Origin of the sequence: Devosia sp. Leaf64 (genome assembly GCF_001421945.1) — a bacterium.
Lineage (GTDB): Bacteria > Pseudomonadota > Alphaproteobacteria > Rhizobiales > Devosiaceae > Devosia.
Genome location: NZ_LMLO01000018.1, coordinates 218,717 through 233,371, shown reverse-complemented (window position 1 = coordinate 233,371; position 14,655 = coordinate 218,717). Strand labels below are relative to the sequence as shown.

The 14,655-nt window shown below is 59.9% G+C and carries 17 protein-coding genes; 3 read left to right on the top strand and 14 right to left on the bottom strand.

Going from position 1 to position 14,655, the window contains the following annotated elements:
• Nucleotides 1–289 precede the first annotated feature (289 nt).
• The 9 genes from ASE94_RS10300 to ASE94_RS10260 all read right to left on the bottom strand — a co-directional run bounded on the left by ASE94_RS10300 (nucleotide 290) and on the right by ASE94_RS10260 (nucleotide 7,210).
• On the bottom strand, nucleotides 290–670 hold the full coding sequence (locus tag ASE94_RS10300) for a nuclear transport factor 2 family protein (protein ID WP_244484017.1): 381 nt from the start codon (nucleotides 668–670) through the stop codon (nucleotides 290–292).
• On the bottom strand, nucleotides 670–1,383 hold the full coding sequence (gene lexA, locus ASE94_RS10295; RefSeq protein ID WP_062630320.1) for a transcriptional repressor LexA: 714 nt from the start codon (nucleotides 1,381–1,383) through the stop codon (nucleotides 670–672). Before lexA ends, ASE94_RS10300 begins: the two co-directional genes overlap by 1 nt.
• Nucleotides 1,384–1,526: 143 nt before the next feature.
• Nucleotides 1,527–1,946 (bottom strand): HIT family protein, encoded by a 420-nt coding sequence (locus tag ASE94_RS10290; protein WP_156352103.1) that lies wholly within the window; start codon nucleotides 1,944–1,946, stop codon nucleotides 1,527–1,529.
• 9 nt (nucleotides 1,947–1,955) lie between these two features.
• Nucleotides 1,956–3,083, bottom strand: a complete 1,128-nt coding sequence (locus tag ASE94_RS10285) for a hypothetical protein (RefSeq protein ID WP_062630318.1) — start codon at nucleotides 3,081–3,083, stop codon at nucleotides 1,956–1,958.
• A 59-nt stretch (nucleotides 3,084–3,142) separates the two neighbouring features.
• Nucleotides 3,143–4,267, bottom strand: a complete 1,125-nt coding sequence (locus ASE94_RS10280; protein WP_280137173.1) for a GNAT family N-acetyltransferase — start codon at nucleotides 4,265–4,267, stop codon at nucleotides 3,143–3,145.
• A gap of 34 nt (nucleotides 4,268–4,301) precedes the next feature.
• Nucleotides 4,302–5,066, bottom strand: a complete 765-nt coding sequence (locus ASE94_RS10275; RefSeq protein WP_062630316.1) for a glycerophosphodiester phosphodiesterase family protein — start codon at nucleotides 5,064–5,066, stop codon at nucleotides 4,302–4,304.
• 72 nt (nucleotides 5,067–5,138) lie between these two features.
• Nucleotides 5,139–5,597, bottom strand: a complete 459-nt coding sequence (locus tag ASE94_RS10270) for a RidA family protein (RefSeq protein WP_062630315.1) — start codon at nucleotides 5,595–5,597, stop codon at nucleotides 5,139–5,141.
• Nucleotides 5,594–6,922: a DNA polymerase IV gene (locus tag ASE94_RS10265; protein WP_062630314.1), complete on the bottom strand. Its 1,329-nt coding sequence runs from the start codon at nucleotides 6,920–6,922 to the stop codon at nucleotides 5,594–5,596. The genes ASE94_RS10270 and ASE94_RS10265 overlap by 4 nt, the downstream gene beginning before the upstream one ends.
• 9 nt (nucleotides 6,923–6,931) lie before the next feature.
• A complete protein-coding gene (locus ASE94_RS10260; RefSeq protein WP_061911467.1) occupies nucleotides 6,932–7,210 on the bottom strand; it encodes a DUF3572 family protein in 279 nt (92 codons plus the stop codon).
• A 123-nt stretch (nucleotides 7,211–7,333) separates the two neighbouring features.
• Here ASE94_RS10260 and ASE94_RS10255 point away from each other — a divergent pair, with 123 nt between their 5' ends.
• Together ASE94_RS10255 and ASE94_RS10250 are read left to right on the top strand one after the other, a co-directional pair.
• Entirely contained in the window at nucleotides 7,334–7,705 is a 372-nt protein-coding gene (locus ASE94_RS10255; RefSeq protein ID WP_061911469.1) for a response regulator, read from the top strand.
• A gap of 85 nt (nucleotides 7,706–7,790) precedes the next feature.
• Nucleotides 7,791–9,161: a PleD family two-component system response regulator gene (locus ASE94_RS10250; RefSeq protein WP_062630313.1), complete on the top strand. Its 1,371-nt coding sequence runs from the start codon at nucleotides 7,791–7,793 to the stop codon at nucleotides 9,159–9,161.
• Between the two features lie 396 nt (nucleotides 9,162–9,557).
• Here the strand turns inward: ASE94_RS10250 and rpmG are convergent, their stop codons facing one another.
• The 5 genes from rpmG to rnr form a co-directional block, all read right to left on the bottom strand.
• The gene (gene rpmG, locus ASE94_RS10245; protein WP_046104197.1) at nucleotides 9,558–9,725 is read right to left on the bottom strand and encodes a 50S ribosomal protein L33; all 168 of its coding nucleotides are present in this window, start codon (nucleotides 9,723–9,725) and stop codon (nucleotides 9,558–9,560) included.
• Nucleotides 9,726–9,878: 153 nt separating this feature from the next.
• Nucleotides 9,879–10,166: a type II toxin-antitoxin system RelE/ParE family toxin gene (locus ASE94_RS10240; protein ID WP_062630312.1), complete on the bottom strand. Its 288-nt coding sequence runs from the start codon at nucleotides 10,164–10,166 to the stop codon at nucleotides 9,879–9,881.
• A gap of 2 nt (nucleotides 10,167–10,168) precedes the next feature.
• Nucleotides 10,169–10,411 carry a type II toxin-antitoxin system ParD family antitoxin gene (locus tag ASE94_RS10235; protein ID WP_062630311.1) on the bottom strand — a complete coding sequence of 81 codons (243 nt, stop codon included), beginning with the start codon at nucleotides 10,409–10,411 and terminating at the stop codon, nucleotides 10,169–10,171.
• A 112-nt stretch (nucleotides 10,412–10,523) separates the two neighbouring features.
• Nucleotides 10,524–10,922, bottom strand: a complete 399-nt coding sequence (locus tag ASE94_RS10230; protein ID WP_061911475.1) for a DUF983 domain-containing protein — start codon at nucleotides 10,920–10,922, stop codon at nucleotides 10,524–10,526.
• A gap of 4 nt (nucleotides 10,923–10,926) precedes the next feature.
• Nucleotides 10,927–13,203, bottom strand: coding sequence for a ribonuclease R (gene rnr, locus ASE94_RS10225; RefSeq protein ID WP_062630310.1), 2,277 nt, complete (start codon nucleotides 13,201–13,203; stop codon nucleotides 10,927–10,929).
• Nucleotides 13,204–13,463: 260 nt separating this feature from the next.
• Here rnr and ASE94_RS10220 point away from each other — a divergent pair, with 260 nt between their 5' ends.
• Complete coding sequence (locus ASE94_RS10220) at nucleotides 13,464–14,507, top strand: dipeptidase (protein WP_062630309.1); 1,044 nt, start codon at nucleotides 13,464–13,466, stop codon at nucleotides 14,505–14,507.
• Nucleotides 14,508–14,655 lie beyond the last annotated feature (148 nt).

Genomic DNA, 14,655 nt, shown 5'->3' with positions numbered 1-14,655 from the left:
GAGTATGGGCGAGGTTTTGGGGAGCGGGGAGAAGATGGATAAGTATTTTGGGGTTTTGGGGTTTACCCCACCTAGTTTGCCATTCGGGCATAGCCCTCATGGCCCTCTCTCCTGAAGTTGCGCCACTGGCGCAATTTTGCCTGCGGCCGGATCGAAGCCATTAGTAGGAGGAGGGACGCATCGAGTTTGCCTAAGTGACAGCCCTTTTCACCGCTGAGATATGAAATCCGCTGCTGCAGGCTAATCGCACTCGGCGTAGAAACGCGATCGCGACTAAAGAATGTCACGCTCAATCCGGATAAGAGCTTAGATGTTCGTGGATGATGCGCCAAGCATCACCGCGCTTGGCGAGCACCGTGGTGCCTCGTCCTGATCCTTCGGCGTCTTTGCCATCGACCACAGCGCGCCAACAGAACCGATAGGTGCAGCTCGCTGCCGTGTCGCCGTCCGCGATCCAGGTGAGGTCTTCAAGCCAGTACGTCTCGTTCTCAAGACGCTGCCATGTTCGTTCGAAGGCACTGCGAATGGCATCGATGCCGGTGAAACTGCCGGAACTGAACCAGAAGACTGCATCGGGATCGATCAGCGGGACCAGCAATGAAAAGTCGTGATGGTTGATCAGGTCGGCATAAGCCGCCATCACCGTTTTGGGTGTGGCGGCGCCGGGCATTAGTATTTGCGGAGGAGGCCGACGAGGCGGCCTTGAACTTTTACGCGATCCGGCGGGAAGATGCGGGTCTCGTAGGCCGGGTTGGCAGCTTCGAGTGCGATAGTGTTGCCCTTGCGCCGGAGGCGTTTGAGGGTGGCCTCTTCGTCATCGACCAGCGCGACGATGATTTCGCCGGTGCTGGCCTGATCCTGCTTTTTGATAACGACCGTGTCGCCATCGAAAATGCCGGCGTCGATCATGGAGTCGCCGCGGACTTCCAACGCATAGTGTTCGCCCGCGCCAAGCATTTCAGGCGGGACCTGAATGGTGTGGGAATGAGTCTGGATCGCCTCGATGGGCGTACCGGCAGCGATGCGCCCCATAACCGGGATCGAGATCGGTCGGGCATAATCCTCCGCGGCGATGCCGCGTGGCTGTGGCGCGCTGACTTTTCCGAGGCTGCCTTCGATAACCGACGGCTCAAACTTGGCTTTGCGCCCGCCGAGGGATGGGTTCATGGAATCCGGCAGCTTGACGACCTCGAGGGCTCTCGCCCGGTTGGGCAGGCGGCGGATGAAGCCACGCTCTTCGAGCGCAGTGATTAACCGATGGATGCCTGACTTCGACGCTAAATCCAGCGCATCCTTCATTTCGTCGAAGGATGGGGGAATGCCGCTTTCCTTCATCCGTTCGTGGATGAACATCAGCAATTCGTGTTGTTTGCGCGTCAGCATCGCCGGTGAGCCCTAGAATCGGAACGGATACGGAACGACTATATGTGTTCCGTCTATGTTCCGCAAGAGTCTCCCATCTTTGCCAAATAGAGGCGCAGTAGAGATTCTCGCTTTCGCCGGAAGACGTCGCGTCAGCGGCAAGACTAGAGCACGGCGGCGAGGTCTTTCGCCAGTTGGGCGAGTTCGGCGTCGTCAGCACGGCCGCTGGCATGGGCGCCGAAGGCGGTGCCCTCGTAGGCAGGGATCAGATGGAAATGGAGATGAAAGACGGTCTGGCCAGCCGGGGCCTCGTTGAACTGGGCGAGGCGGATGCCGTCGGCTTTCGTTACAGTCTGCAGGGCCTTGGCGACGCGTTGGACGAGCGGCATCACCGCCGAAAGGGCCGCGGGATCGGCATCGAGAAGGTTACGCGATGGGGCCTTGGGAATTACGAGGGTGTGACCCTTGGACTGCGGAAAAATGTCGAGCATGACGAGGGCCGTGTCGTCCTCGTAGACCTTGTGGCAAGGCAGTTCGCCCTTGAGGATTTTGGCGAAGATATTGGTTGGGTCGTAGGTCATCAAAGCCTCGGATTATTCGGCAGCGGCGAGCGCTTCGTCGCCGGCATTGTTGGCATATCGGAAGCGGAAGAAATTGAGGACGGCAAGGCCGGTAAGGGTCACCGGTACATATTTGAAGCCGCGGGTGATGAAGAAGAGAGCGATGCCGACCGCCGTTTCCGCCGACATCGCGCCCTTGCCCATGGCGGAGGTGAAGGAGGAGGGGACAATGTGGCGATAGATGAGGTCGTCGGAGCGATAATAGTGGCGGGCGCGGGCAGCGAAGGCGCGCTTCGAACTGGAATAATCGCGCAATTCATCCATGCCCATATCGCCGTGAAATTCGACCTCGGAGCCGAGCGCCCAGACCTCCGGCGCGAGGAGCCTATCCTTGCCCATGAGGGTGAAGCGCTCGATCAGGTCGCGAAACGTGACGTAATTGGCGTTCCAGCAATCGTCCGTTTTGGCGCCGTGCGAAAGGATCAGAACGTCGGCGCGCGCGAGCTTTTCGTCCATCGCGGCGTAATTTCCGGCGGTGAAATCGACGCCGGACTTTGCCGTTTCGACAATGCCGCCCCGCTTTTCGAGTGCTTTGACCATGGCCGAGCCGAAGGCGCCGCTTGCGCCGGTGATGAGGAAGCGCCGGCCAGCAATCTGGCAGGTGGTGCCGACCAGGAGATCAAAGGTATTGGCAAAGGAGGAGAAGAAATTGTGCGGATAGACGTGGTGCATGGCGTGGTAATTGTTGTTGACCCACAAGAGGCCTTGCTTGCCGCCCACGCGGTCCATCGACATGTGATTGTAGTCGAGCCCTTCCTCGCGGAGGGTCAGCGCGAACATGACGGTGCGGATGACGGCAACGACGGCCACGGGCTGCCAAGGCAGCGCGAGGAGGAACAGCGCGATTGCGGCCATCGAGGTCAAATATTCGGGCAGGACGTGAAACCAGATATTCTGGCGGGCATAGGCCGGATTGACCTGCATATCGAGACCGAGGAATTTATGGTGGACCCAGTGCCAGGACGAGAAGGTGCGCAGCAGCGGGATCTTGGAATTTTCCCAGCGGTGCAGCAGCCAGTGCAGGGTGTCGAACAGGGTCGTTGCCACTACGAAGACAAGAAGAGCTTCGATAATGAAGGCGACGACATCCCACAAATCCATTAGTCCCGGGTCTCCTGATCACTTGATGCGCGCTGTCTAGCACAATCGATCGGCTGGGGCTAACGCTCCTGCCGATCGCCGCGCCGGTATGGCGTAAACCCTTCAAGCGCCTCTTGTTCCCGCTCAACGGCGGGACGTTCCGCCTCGAGATAATCCGCTACCGCGTCGCGTAAACCCGCGTGAGCGATCCAGTGGACGGAGTGAGTGGTGACGGGGGTATAGCCGCGCGCCAGCTTGTGTTCGCCCTGTGCGCCGGCCTCGACGACCGCAAGCTTGTGGGCGATGGCAAAGTCGATAGCCTGATAGTAGCAGATCTCGAAATGGAGAAAGGCGACTTCGCGGGTCGAACCCCAATTGCGCCCATAGAGGCGATCCTTGCCGATGAAATTGATGGCCCCGGCAATGGGCTCGTCGCCATCATAGGCAAAGATCAGCACGATCCGCTCGGCCATATACCGGCCGAGAAGCGAGAAGAATTTCCGGTTGAGATAAGGCTGGCCCCATTTGCGCGCGCCTGTGTCTTCATAAAAATCGAAGAAAGCATCCCAGTGATGCTCCTTGATTTCATCGCCGCGCAGCCATTTGACGGTCAAGCCATCAGCGAGCGCGTCGCGACGCTCGCGGCGGATAGTCTTGCGCTTGCGCGAGGATAGCGTTTCGAGAAAATCTTCGAAGGTCGCAAAGCCCTGGTTGTGCCAATGGAATTGAGTGTCGACGCGGCCAAGCCAGCCAGTTGCTTCGGCAATGTCGGCATCTTCATCGGGCAGGAAGGTGAGGTGCACCGACGAAGCGTTGCGCTGCAAGGCGAGCTGCTGCGCCGTTTCGAGGAGTGCGGTTTTGATCTCGATTCTGTCGGACGGGACCAGGAGCTTTGGGGCGGTTGCGGGCGTGAAGGGCACTGAACCCTGGAGCTTGGGATAATAATGCCCGCCGGCGCGCTCGAGGGCCTGGGCCCAGCCATGGTCGAAGACGTATTCGCCCATGGAATGGGATTTGAGGAACAGCGGCAAAAGGCCGACGGGCGTGTCGCCTTCCGAAACCACGACGTGTTGCGGTTGCCAGCCGGTACGGCCGGTGGCGCAGCCTGATTCTTCGAGCGCGCGGAAAAAAGCGAAGTCGAGGAACGGATTGTCGGGCACGCCATCGGTGCCCGGCACGAGTGCGTTCCACACGTCGGCTCCGATAGATGCCGTTGTGGGATGAATGGTGGCAGTCAGATTATTGGGAGACACTGTCCGGGTTGAACCCTTCGAACACGATCTGGTCGATGTAGGGGCGCGCGGCCTCTGCTTCAACCTTAGACCGGATCGTCCAGGCGGTCACGGGCTTGCCGAGCGCGCGCCAAAAGGTGATCGCGGGCAGGGTCAGGGCGTTCTTGTCGCAAGAGATGAAGTCGAACTGCGTCTCATGCCAGTGGAGAAGGTGGCGCAGGGAGTAGCGCTCGTCTTCGGAGATCCCCGGTGGGTAGTCCTCGCCCTCATAGTCATAGGTGATGATGCCCCGCGGGCCGGAGAAGCCGTAGTCGCGGATGAGGGTGATGAGCTTGGGATCAAATGATTCGACGGTGACGGGGCCGGCATATTTCGCGAGGGCGTCAGCGGCGACGCGGGCAAGGCGCTGAGTGGCTTGCGTGGTCGGCTGGTGCTTGAGCTCGATCTGAAGGAGGGCGCGGCCAGCGATCTGCTCGAGAAAGGCGTCGAGGGTTTGGGGGCAATCGCCGGCGGCGCTGTCTAGGAGCGTCAGCGCGGTCATTTCGGCGACGGTGCGGTCGCTGACGAGTCCGGTTTCGCCGGTCAGACGATCCAGCTTTTCGTCGTGAAAAACCACCGCATGACCATCGCTGGTGAGTTGCAGGTCGCATTCGATGGCAAAGTCGCCCGCAATAGCGCCGGCAAAGGCGCTGGCGCTGTTTTCGATGACGCCGTTGGCGCGATCATGGAGGCCACGATGGGCGACGGGGCGGGGAAAGAGCGGTTCGGTCATGGTGAAAGTCTGCCAGCGAGAGTGGAGGCGTGGGGTTCGCACGCCTCCGTGACAGTGTGATTGCAGTTCGGCTTAGACTTCCACGACCGCGTCGATTTCTACGGCAGCGCCAAAGGGCAGGGAGGTGACGCCGAAAGCTGCGCGAGCATGCTTGCCATTTTCGCCGAGGATGGCGACGAGCAGGTTCGAAGCGCCATTGGCGACAAGGTGCTGTTCAGTGAAGTCATCGGCGGAACACACGAGAACCGTGAGCTTCAGGATTTTCTTGATGTCCTGGAGCTGAACGCCAGCCGTGTGGACGATGTGTGCGAGAACGTTGAGAATGGCGAGTTCAGCAGCATTGCCGCCCTGCTGCACATTCATCGTGTCGCCGAGCCGCCCCTCGACGACGCCGGCTTCGCCAATCGAAATCTGGCCTGATACATAGATCAGGTTGCCGCTGCGGGTAACGGGGACATAACTGGCGACAGGCGCCTTGGCGGCTGGCAGCTCATAGCCATATTCGCGGAGCTTTTGGATCGGATCGGTCATCTGGTCTTACCTTCCAGGTCTTCTGCTTCTTCTTCGGATGCCGGAGCCGAAAGCGTTTCGGACCGGTTGGTGTAGAGCTTGCCGCGAACGACCGCCGTGCGGCCGAAGCGGGATCGGACGCGGTCCATGGCCCTTTCCGCTGCAGCCTTCCGGGCCACTTGTGGCTCCAAGAGGTCGCTGGGGTCAGACCCATCTGCCGCATCGAGACCCGAGACACCGATGCCAATCAAGCGAAACGACGTTCCGTCCGCTTCACGCTGCAACAGGGTCAGACCGGCTTCGTAGAGGACGTTTGCAAGCTGTGTCGGCATCATCAGGTGTCTCGCCCGCGTGCGCAACTTAAATCCCGTGGTCTTGAGCTTGAGCGTCACTGTGTCGCCAACGAGCGACTTGCTTTTCAGCCGCTCAGACAGGCGTTCGCTGCATTTAAGAAGTTCGGTCGATAATTCTTCGAGTGTCGCGAGGTCGCGATTAAAGGTCGTTTCGGACGAGACGGTCTTCATTTCTCCATCGATGGAGACCCGGCGACTGTCCTGGCCTTGCGAAAGCCGTGCAAGGCGCGCGCCTGATTCTCCATAGAGCCGCATGAGCTGCACCGGGTCTTCCTGCTGAAGCTGGCCGATGGTGTGATAGCCGTCTTTCTTGAGCGTTTCGGAGAACACCTTGCCAACGCCGTAGATTAGGCTGATCGGCCTTGGCGCGAGGAAAGACAGGGTTTCAGCGGCACCGATGACGGCAAATCCGCGTGGCTTATCGAGATCTGAGGCGACCTTGGCGAGGAATTTATTGTGGCTGAGACCGACTGAGATCGAAAGGCCGATCTCTTCCTCGATGGCGCGCGAAAAACGCGCCAATGTCAGAGCCGGGGCGGCTTTGTGGACCTTTTCGGTGCCCGTCAGATCCATGAAGGCTTCGTCGATGGAGATGGGTTCGACCAGTGGGGTCAAGGCATCCATGTGGCGGCGGATTTGCCGGCTGACATCGACATACTTGGCCATGTTCGGCTTGATGATTACGGCGTCGGGGCAGAGTTCACGCGCCTTGAACATGGGCATTGCGGAGCGCACGCCGAACTGGCGGGCAATGTAGCAACAGGTGGAAACAACGCCCCGCGTACCGCCGCCAATGATGAGAGGACGGTCGCGCAGGCTCGGGTCGTCCCGCTTTTCGACTGAAGCGTAGAACGCGTCGCAATCGACGTGGGCGATGGAGAGGCTGAAAAGCTCCGCGTGACTGCGAATGCGGGGCGAACCGCATTTCGGACAGCGGCGCGGTTCAGGCGCTGTCGATCCAAAGTTCAGACAATCGCGGCAGAGCCAAACCATCGTGCCGCGTTATCCGCTTGGATTGAGCTTGTGCCAAAGATGCATGAACGATTCCGGCGTTATGCCGGCATTGGCACAGAGCGCGAGAAGAATCGGTTCGTTTGAGGCAAAGTAATCGATGAGGCCGGTTTGCAGGCGCTTGGTGCCGACGGCCTGTCGAAGCGACTGCGGATCGAACCCGGCAAACTGCATGAAAGCCAGCAGCTCTTCAGGATTTTCGGCAAGATAACCGAGGCAGGCGTCAGCAACCGTGGCGAGATCGGGCGTTGACGGTTTGGCGAGGGGCACGGAAAGGCCTCATTTGAGGTTTTGTAACGGTTTCAATGTTACCCCATGCATTCGGGGAAGCGAAGAGCCGTGGATATATGGCCGGATAATCGGCCAGCATGCCAGGCGCGCAAGTGAGGACCAATGTCCAAGACTGTCATGATCGTGGAAGACAATGAGCTGAATATGAAGCTCTTCAACGATCTCCTCGAATCGCGCGGCTATCGCGTCATCCAGACACGGAACGGCCTCGAAGCGCTTGATTTGGCTCGTGCCCATATGCCCGACCTGATCCTTATGGATATCCAATTGCCTGAAGTTTCGGGGTTGGTGGTGACCAAGTGGCTCAAGGATGACGAGCACCTCGCGCATATTCCTGTGATTGCCGTCACCGCCTTTGCGATGAAGGGCGACGAAGAGCGCATTCTGCAAGGCGGTTGTGAGGGTTACATCAGTAAACCCATCTCCGTGTCTCACTTTCTGGAAACCATTGCCCGCTACATTGGACCAGCCTGACCAGATCGGGGCATGTCTCTGATCTGATTGGTATGCCCGGTCGCTTGAAGCGATCGGACTGGGGCGTGATTGCGGGAGAACTGACGTGACGGCGCGCGTATTGATTGTCGACGACATTCCAACGAATGTCCGGTTGCTCGAAGCGCGCCTAACGGCCGAATATTTTGAAGTTCTGACAGCATCTTCCGGGGCGCAGGCACTCGAAATCTGCGAGACGGCCGAGATCGACATCGTGCTGCTCGACGTGATGATGCCGGTGATGGACGGGTTCGAAGTCTGCCGGCGGCTCAAGTCCAATCCCAAAACCCACCATTTGCCGGTGCTGATGATCACGGCGCTCGATCAGCCCTCTGATCGCGTGAAGGGGCTCGAGGCGGGGGCGGACGACTTTCTGACAAAGCCGGTCGACGATACGCAGCTCATGGCGCGCGTTAAGAGCCTGTCGCGCCTCAAATCCTTGACTGACGAATTGCGTGCTCGCGCGATGACCGGCCAGCAGATCGCCATCGAAGATGCGCTGCGGGCGATGGATACGATTTCGGCGAGCGGCGGATCGGTGTTGATCATCGACAGCGATCGCCGCCATGCAGAACGCGTGCAGAGCTATCTTTCGGAAGAACACAAGGTCGACATTCTGCACGAGCCTGCAGACGCGGTTTTCCAAGTTACTGGAATAACTTACGAGCTTGTGCTCGTCAGCATGGCGCTTGGAGATTTCGACCCGCTCCGAGTTGCCTCGCAGGTGCGCACCATCGACCATTCGCGCAACATTCCTATTATCCTGATGGCGGATGACGGCGACAAGGCGCGAGTGGTGCGGGCGCTGGATCTGGGGATCAACGATTTCATCAGCCGGCCCATCGAGCGGAACGAACTGAAAGCCCGGGTGCGGACGCAAATCCGGCGGCATCGCTACGCCATGGAGCTGCGCGAAAGCGTCAATCATTCGATCGCCATGGCGGTGACCGATGACCTCACCGGGCTCTACAATCGTCGCTATTTCGATAGACATCTCAATGTGTTGCTGGGCAAGGCGCAGAGTCAGGACAAGAACCTGGCGGTGATGATTCTCGACATCGATCACTTCAAATCGGTCAACGACACCTATGGGCACGATGCCGGTGACGTGGTGCTCAAAGAATTCTCGGCGCGGATGAAGCGGAATATCCGCGGGGTGGATCTGGCCTGCCGGTTTGGTGGCGAGGAATTCGTCGTGTTGATGCCCGATACGGACGTGCTGAATGCCGAGCTCGTAGCAGAGCGCGTGCGGCAGGCTATTGCCGAAAAGTCCTTTGCTATCAAAGGGCAGCGGCCGTTGACGGTGACGGTATCTGTCGGCGTTTCGTTCAATGAGACGCTGGCGGATACGCCGGAAAGCCTGATCAAGCGGGCGGACCTCGCGCTTTATCGTGCCAAGCGCGAGGGGCGGAACCGGGTTATCCTCGACGCTGCTTGATAAAATGCGACGCGTTAGGGTTATCTGTTATAATTAACAAGAGGTTACCGCCGCACAAGCGACGGATCCGCTTGAGTTTTTCAGGCCATAAAGTAGGTTGAATTTCAGACAGCAGCGGCTAACGGCCCAGCAGTCTTAGAGATCCCTACGGCTTTTCTCAGGTCCGCCGCAACTCCTGAGTTCCGTAGGGCGGTTGGTCCGGACGCGGCGAGAGTGGCCTCTTCGACGTGCCGCTCCGGACCAGCCACTCTTCGTCATACAGGTTATGGTTATGCGCGCCGATGTTAGCATTCCGTTAACATCGAGTTCTGCTTTTCTCAGATTTCGGTACCCCAGATGCGAAAAAGGCCCCGCACGATGTGCAGGGCCTTCAAACGCTTGGAAAGGTCAGATCAATTACTTGATCTTGGCTTCCTTGAATTCGACGTGCTTGCGGACGACGGGGTCGTACTTCTTGAATGCAAGCTTTTCGGTCTGGGTGCGTGCGTTCTTCTTGGTGACATAGAAGAAGCCGGTATCAGCCGTCGACACGAGCTTGATCTTGATGGTGGCGGCTTTTGCCATTTTCGCAGTCCTTAATAAAACAAAGGGCGCTGCGAAACGGCAGCGCTGGAATTTGGGCGCAAACTACGGATTTGCTGCCGATTGTCAAGCAGGTAGAGGGTGCAGCATACATGACCGCTCGGAATCGCTGCCGCGTCTCGGCGAGGATTAGCCTCAGGCGTCGGGCCAGTTTTCGTGACCATGCCGCACGCGGATAATCAAGATGTCTCCGGCACCTTCCACGACATAGACGACGAGGTGAGCCTTGGAGGGATGGATTCGGACAGGTGGGTGAATGTCGGGCCGCTCCGGGGCGATTCTTGGATTGGCGGCAATCAGATCGAACAGATCAAACAGTTCGTTGTGGTACCGCGCGGCCTGGTTTTCTCCGAAGAGGCGTATGCCGGCTTGGGCAATCTCGACCAAATCGATTTCGGCCTGCCTTGTGAGACGAAATCCCATGATTAACCGGCCACAGCGCGCCTTTTGGCTTCAGCGAAAATGCCCTCTCTCGTGAGGGTGCCGGCGCCGCTGGCCAGGCCTTCATCGACATGGCGCTGCATGGTTGAGATTTTGTCGCTGCGTTCCTGATCCCTACGGATCAGATCGCGGACATAATCGCTCGCATTGGCATAGCGCCCGGTCTGCGCCTGGGCTTCGACCCAGTCTTTCATCGGACCGGGGAGTGAAACGTTCATTGTGGCCATATTTGCCTCCAAGAACGAATATCGCAGTTTTTGGCAAAGATTGTCAAAGCCCGTGAGACCTCGCCCTTTGACAGGCTCAGGGTGAAGTCTGGTGTGGCTTCGCTAGGAGTGTTCAGTCCGCCCGGCTGGGCGCGCCGAAGCCGTACATGCGCGCGGCCCATTGCAGACCCACGATCGAGCCCTTGATGGGGGGCAGGAGGGCGAGGCAGAGGACGATGGAGAGGGGAATCATCGTCAGGAGATAGGTGATCGGCTGGACATGGTAGGTCATGTCCATATGCAGCATCAGGAAGATGATGATGTGGCCGACAATGGTGATGGCGATATAGGGCGGGAAATCATCGGCGCGATGATGGCTTAGCTCTTCGCCGCAGACATTGCATTGGTCCGCGACCTTGAGATAGGCGCGGAACATCTTGCCCTGGCCACAGTGCGGGCAGCGGCAGAGGGCGCCGCGCCACATGGCCTGGCCGACACTGCGATTTTCGAGAGTGGTGGTGTTCTCTGGCATGGAACTACCTCTTTCTCCGGCCCTTGGGACCGAAGCTCTTAGATGGGCGTTTTTGCGGGCGGCGCCCAGATGGCGGATTGCCGCGGGTGCCTTCAGACAACAACTCGAAGCGGAGCGATCCCGCTACCGGAGCTGCTTCAAGTAAACGCACTGTGACGCGATCGCCGAGCGTAAATGTTTCGCCGCCGCGTTCGCCGACCATGGCCTGACGTTCCTCGACATAGCGATAATAGTCCTGGCCGAGGGTCGAGGCCGGAATAAAACCATCGGCGCCGGTTTCGAGGAGGCGGATGAAGAGGCCCGAGCGGGTGACGCCGGAAACTCGGCCTTCGAAGCGGGCACCGATCTTTTGCGCGAGGAATTGCGCGAGGAGGCGATCGGAGGTTTCGCGTTCGGCCAGCATGGCGCGGCGCTCGGTAGCCGAGATGTGCTGAGCGATGCCGGTAAGTTTTGTTTCTTCCTGCTCGGTGAGGCCATCACCTCCGAAGCCGAGGGCTTTCACCAGCGCGCGGTGCACGATCAAATCGGCATAGCGGCGGATGGGCGAGGTGAAGTGCGCGTAGCGGTTGAGGTTGAGGCCGAAATGGCCGTAATTCTCTGCCGAATATTCGGCCTGCGCCTGGCTGCGCAGCACCATTTCGCTGACCTGTTCAACATTGCCGGCCTTGCGGGCCTGATTGAGAATGCCGTTGAAATCGGACGCGCGGACAGAATCGGACTGCTTTATCGAAATGTCGAGGCTGCCCAAGAAGTCGCGCAGGCTCTGGAGCTTTTCGGAGGAGGGCTCGTCGTGGACGCGATAGAGCAGTTCCTGGCGCTTTTGTTCGAGCGTTTCGGCGGCAGCGACATTGGCGGCGATCATCATTTCTTCGATGAGCCGATGGGCTTCGAGGCGGTCGGGGATGCGGATATCGGCGACCATGCCCTTGTTGTCGAGGATGATCTTGCGCTCGGGCAGATCGAGATCGAGCGGGCCGCGCTTGTCGCGGGCCGAGGCCATGGCGTCATAGGCTGCCCAGAGCGGGCGCAGGATGGGGTCGAGCAGCGGGCCGGTCTTGTCATCTGCATTGCCGTCGATCGCGGCCTGGGCCTGCTGGTAGCTGAGTTTCGCGGCCGAGCGCATCAGGATGCGATGGAAAGAGTGGCTGATCTTGTTGCCATCGGCGTCGAGCACCATGCGCACGGCGAGGGCGGCGCGGGGCTCGCCTTCCTTGAGCGAACAGAGTTCGTTGGAAATGCGCTCGGGCAGCATGGGCACGACGCGGTCGGGGAAATAGACCGAATTGCCGCGGAGATAGGCTTCGCGATCAAGCGCCGTGCCGGGGCGCACATAGGCGGCGACGTCGGCGATGGCCACGGTGACCACGTGGCCGCCGGGGTTCTTCGGGTCTTCGTCGGGCGCGGCGTGGACCGCGTCGTCATGGTCCTTGGCGTCGGGCGGATCGATGGTGACCAAAGGCAGGTCGCGCCAATCCTCGCGGCCTTTCAGGGTCGCTTCCTTGGCTTCTTCGGCTTCGCGAACGACGCTGGCGGGGAAGACATAGGGGATTTCGAGATTGTGGATGGCGATCATCGAGACTGCGCCTTCGGAGGCCGGGTTACCGATGACATTGGTCACCCTGGCGCGCGGGATCATCAGGCGGCCGGAGAGCTTTACTTCCACCTCGACGAGATCGCCGTCCTTGCTGTCGCCGAGATCGCCAAGCGGAATGCGCATTTCCTTTTGCTTGCGATCGATCGGAATGAGGCGGGCGCCCTCATTGTCCATGCGGACGATGCCGATCTGCCCACGACGGGGCTTGTCGAGCACCTTCATAGGCTTGGCGGTGTAATGCGGGATGTCGTCTTCGCCGGCATCGATCCGCGCGAGGATGCGGTCGCCGGGGGCGGGCGCTACGCGAGCGTCGCTGCCGACGAGAACTTCAACGCGCGGCTTTTCGCCTTCCTCGTCGTTCCACTGGGCCGGGTAGGCGTGGAGCGCATCGGGATCGGCGTCGGACGGGATATCGAGAACAGTGACGTGGGGCAGGGCGGCGGTGCGGCGCAGCGCCTTGCGGGTGCGCGTAATGACGCCATCGCCTTCTAGCTCGGCCAGCATGGCCTTGAAGGGCTTCCGCATATCACCGCGAATGCCGAAGACCTTGGCGAGATCGCGCTTGCCCTTGATGTCGGCGTCCTGGGCGAGCGCGGCAAGAAGCTGTTCGCGGGTCGGCAATTCACCGGCGCGCGGCTGAACGCTGCGACGGGGGCCGGACGTATTTTTTGGTTTTTTGGTTTTCATGTTGATGGATATGTAGGGGATTGGCGGGGTTTTGCCAATTCAACGCCTGATAAGGGCACTTCATTATGGAAGGCCTCATGGTGAGGTGCGCAGCGCAGCGTAGCCTCGAATCACGGGGTCGGGAGAGTGGAGGCTTGGGTGCCACGCCCCCGTGGTTCGAGGGTCGGCTGCGCCTCCCACCTCACCATGAGGGCTACTGAGGTGCTTGCGCATAGCGACTAATCCCGCCTCAATGCTCGTTTCAAACCCAAGGCGATTCCATGACTATTCCTTTTTTCGACGGCCATAATGATACGCTGCTGCGGCTGGTGGATGATCCGCGGTCGAATAAGGTGGAACTGTTCACCGAAGGCATGGCGGAGGCGCATATCGATTTGCCGCGGGCCACGTCTGCCGGGATGGTGGGCGGGTTCTTCGCGATGTTTCCGCCGCCGCTGAAGGCGAGCCTGAGCGATATTTCGACGCCAGCGAAGGCTGCGGGACAATTGCCGCCGGAACTGGATATCGCCGAGGCGCAGCGCTCGACCAATGCGATGGCGGCACTGATGTTTCAACTCGAGCGCGCTGGGTCGCTCAAGGTTTGCCGGACGGCGGCCGAGATCCGCGCGGCGATGACGTCGGGGACGCTGGCAGCGATCTACCATCATGAGGGCGCCGAGGCGATCGACACCGATTTCAACGCGCTTGAGGTGCTTTACGCGGCGGGGTTCCGGTCGCTGGGAATTACGTGGAGCCGGGCCAATGCTTTTGGGACGGGTGTGCCGTTTCGGCATGGGGTCGATCCCGACATCGGGCCGGGGCTGAGCGATGCAGGCAAGGAACTGGTGCGGGTGTGTGATCGCATGGGGATCATGATCGATCTCAGCCACCTCAACGCGGCGGGTTTTCGCGATGTTGCGGCGAACTCGACCAAGCCGCTCGTCGCGACGCATTCCAATGTCCACGCGATCTGTCCATCGACGCGGAATCTCGTTGATTGGCAATTGGCGGCGATCCGGGAGAGCGGCGGAGTCGTCGGGCTAAACTATGCGACCGGCTTCTTGCGGCCGGACGGGAAGATGGAGCCGGATATGGAGATCGAGCTGATGGTTCGCCATGTCGATGCGCTGGTCGAGGCGCTGGGCGAGGACGGCGTGGCGCTCGGCTCGGATTTCGACGGGGCGACGATGCCGGCGCCGATCAAGGACGTGACGGGCGTGCCAAAACTGCTGCAGGCACTGCTGGATAAGGGCTATGGCGAGGGGTTGGTGCGCAAGATTGCGCTGGAGAATTGGCTGGGCGTGGTGGGGAGGACGATGGGGTAAGGCCAGAGTACGGTTCTCTGTGCCCCACCCCCTCCCTGCCTCCCCCATCAAGGGGGAGGTGTCGGTCCGGTGGTTTTGACGAGCGATTGCCCCATACTCGATCTGCACCTCCCCCTGATGGGAAGGTTGGGAGGGGGCGCTTTTTCCG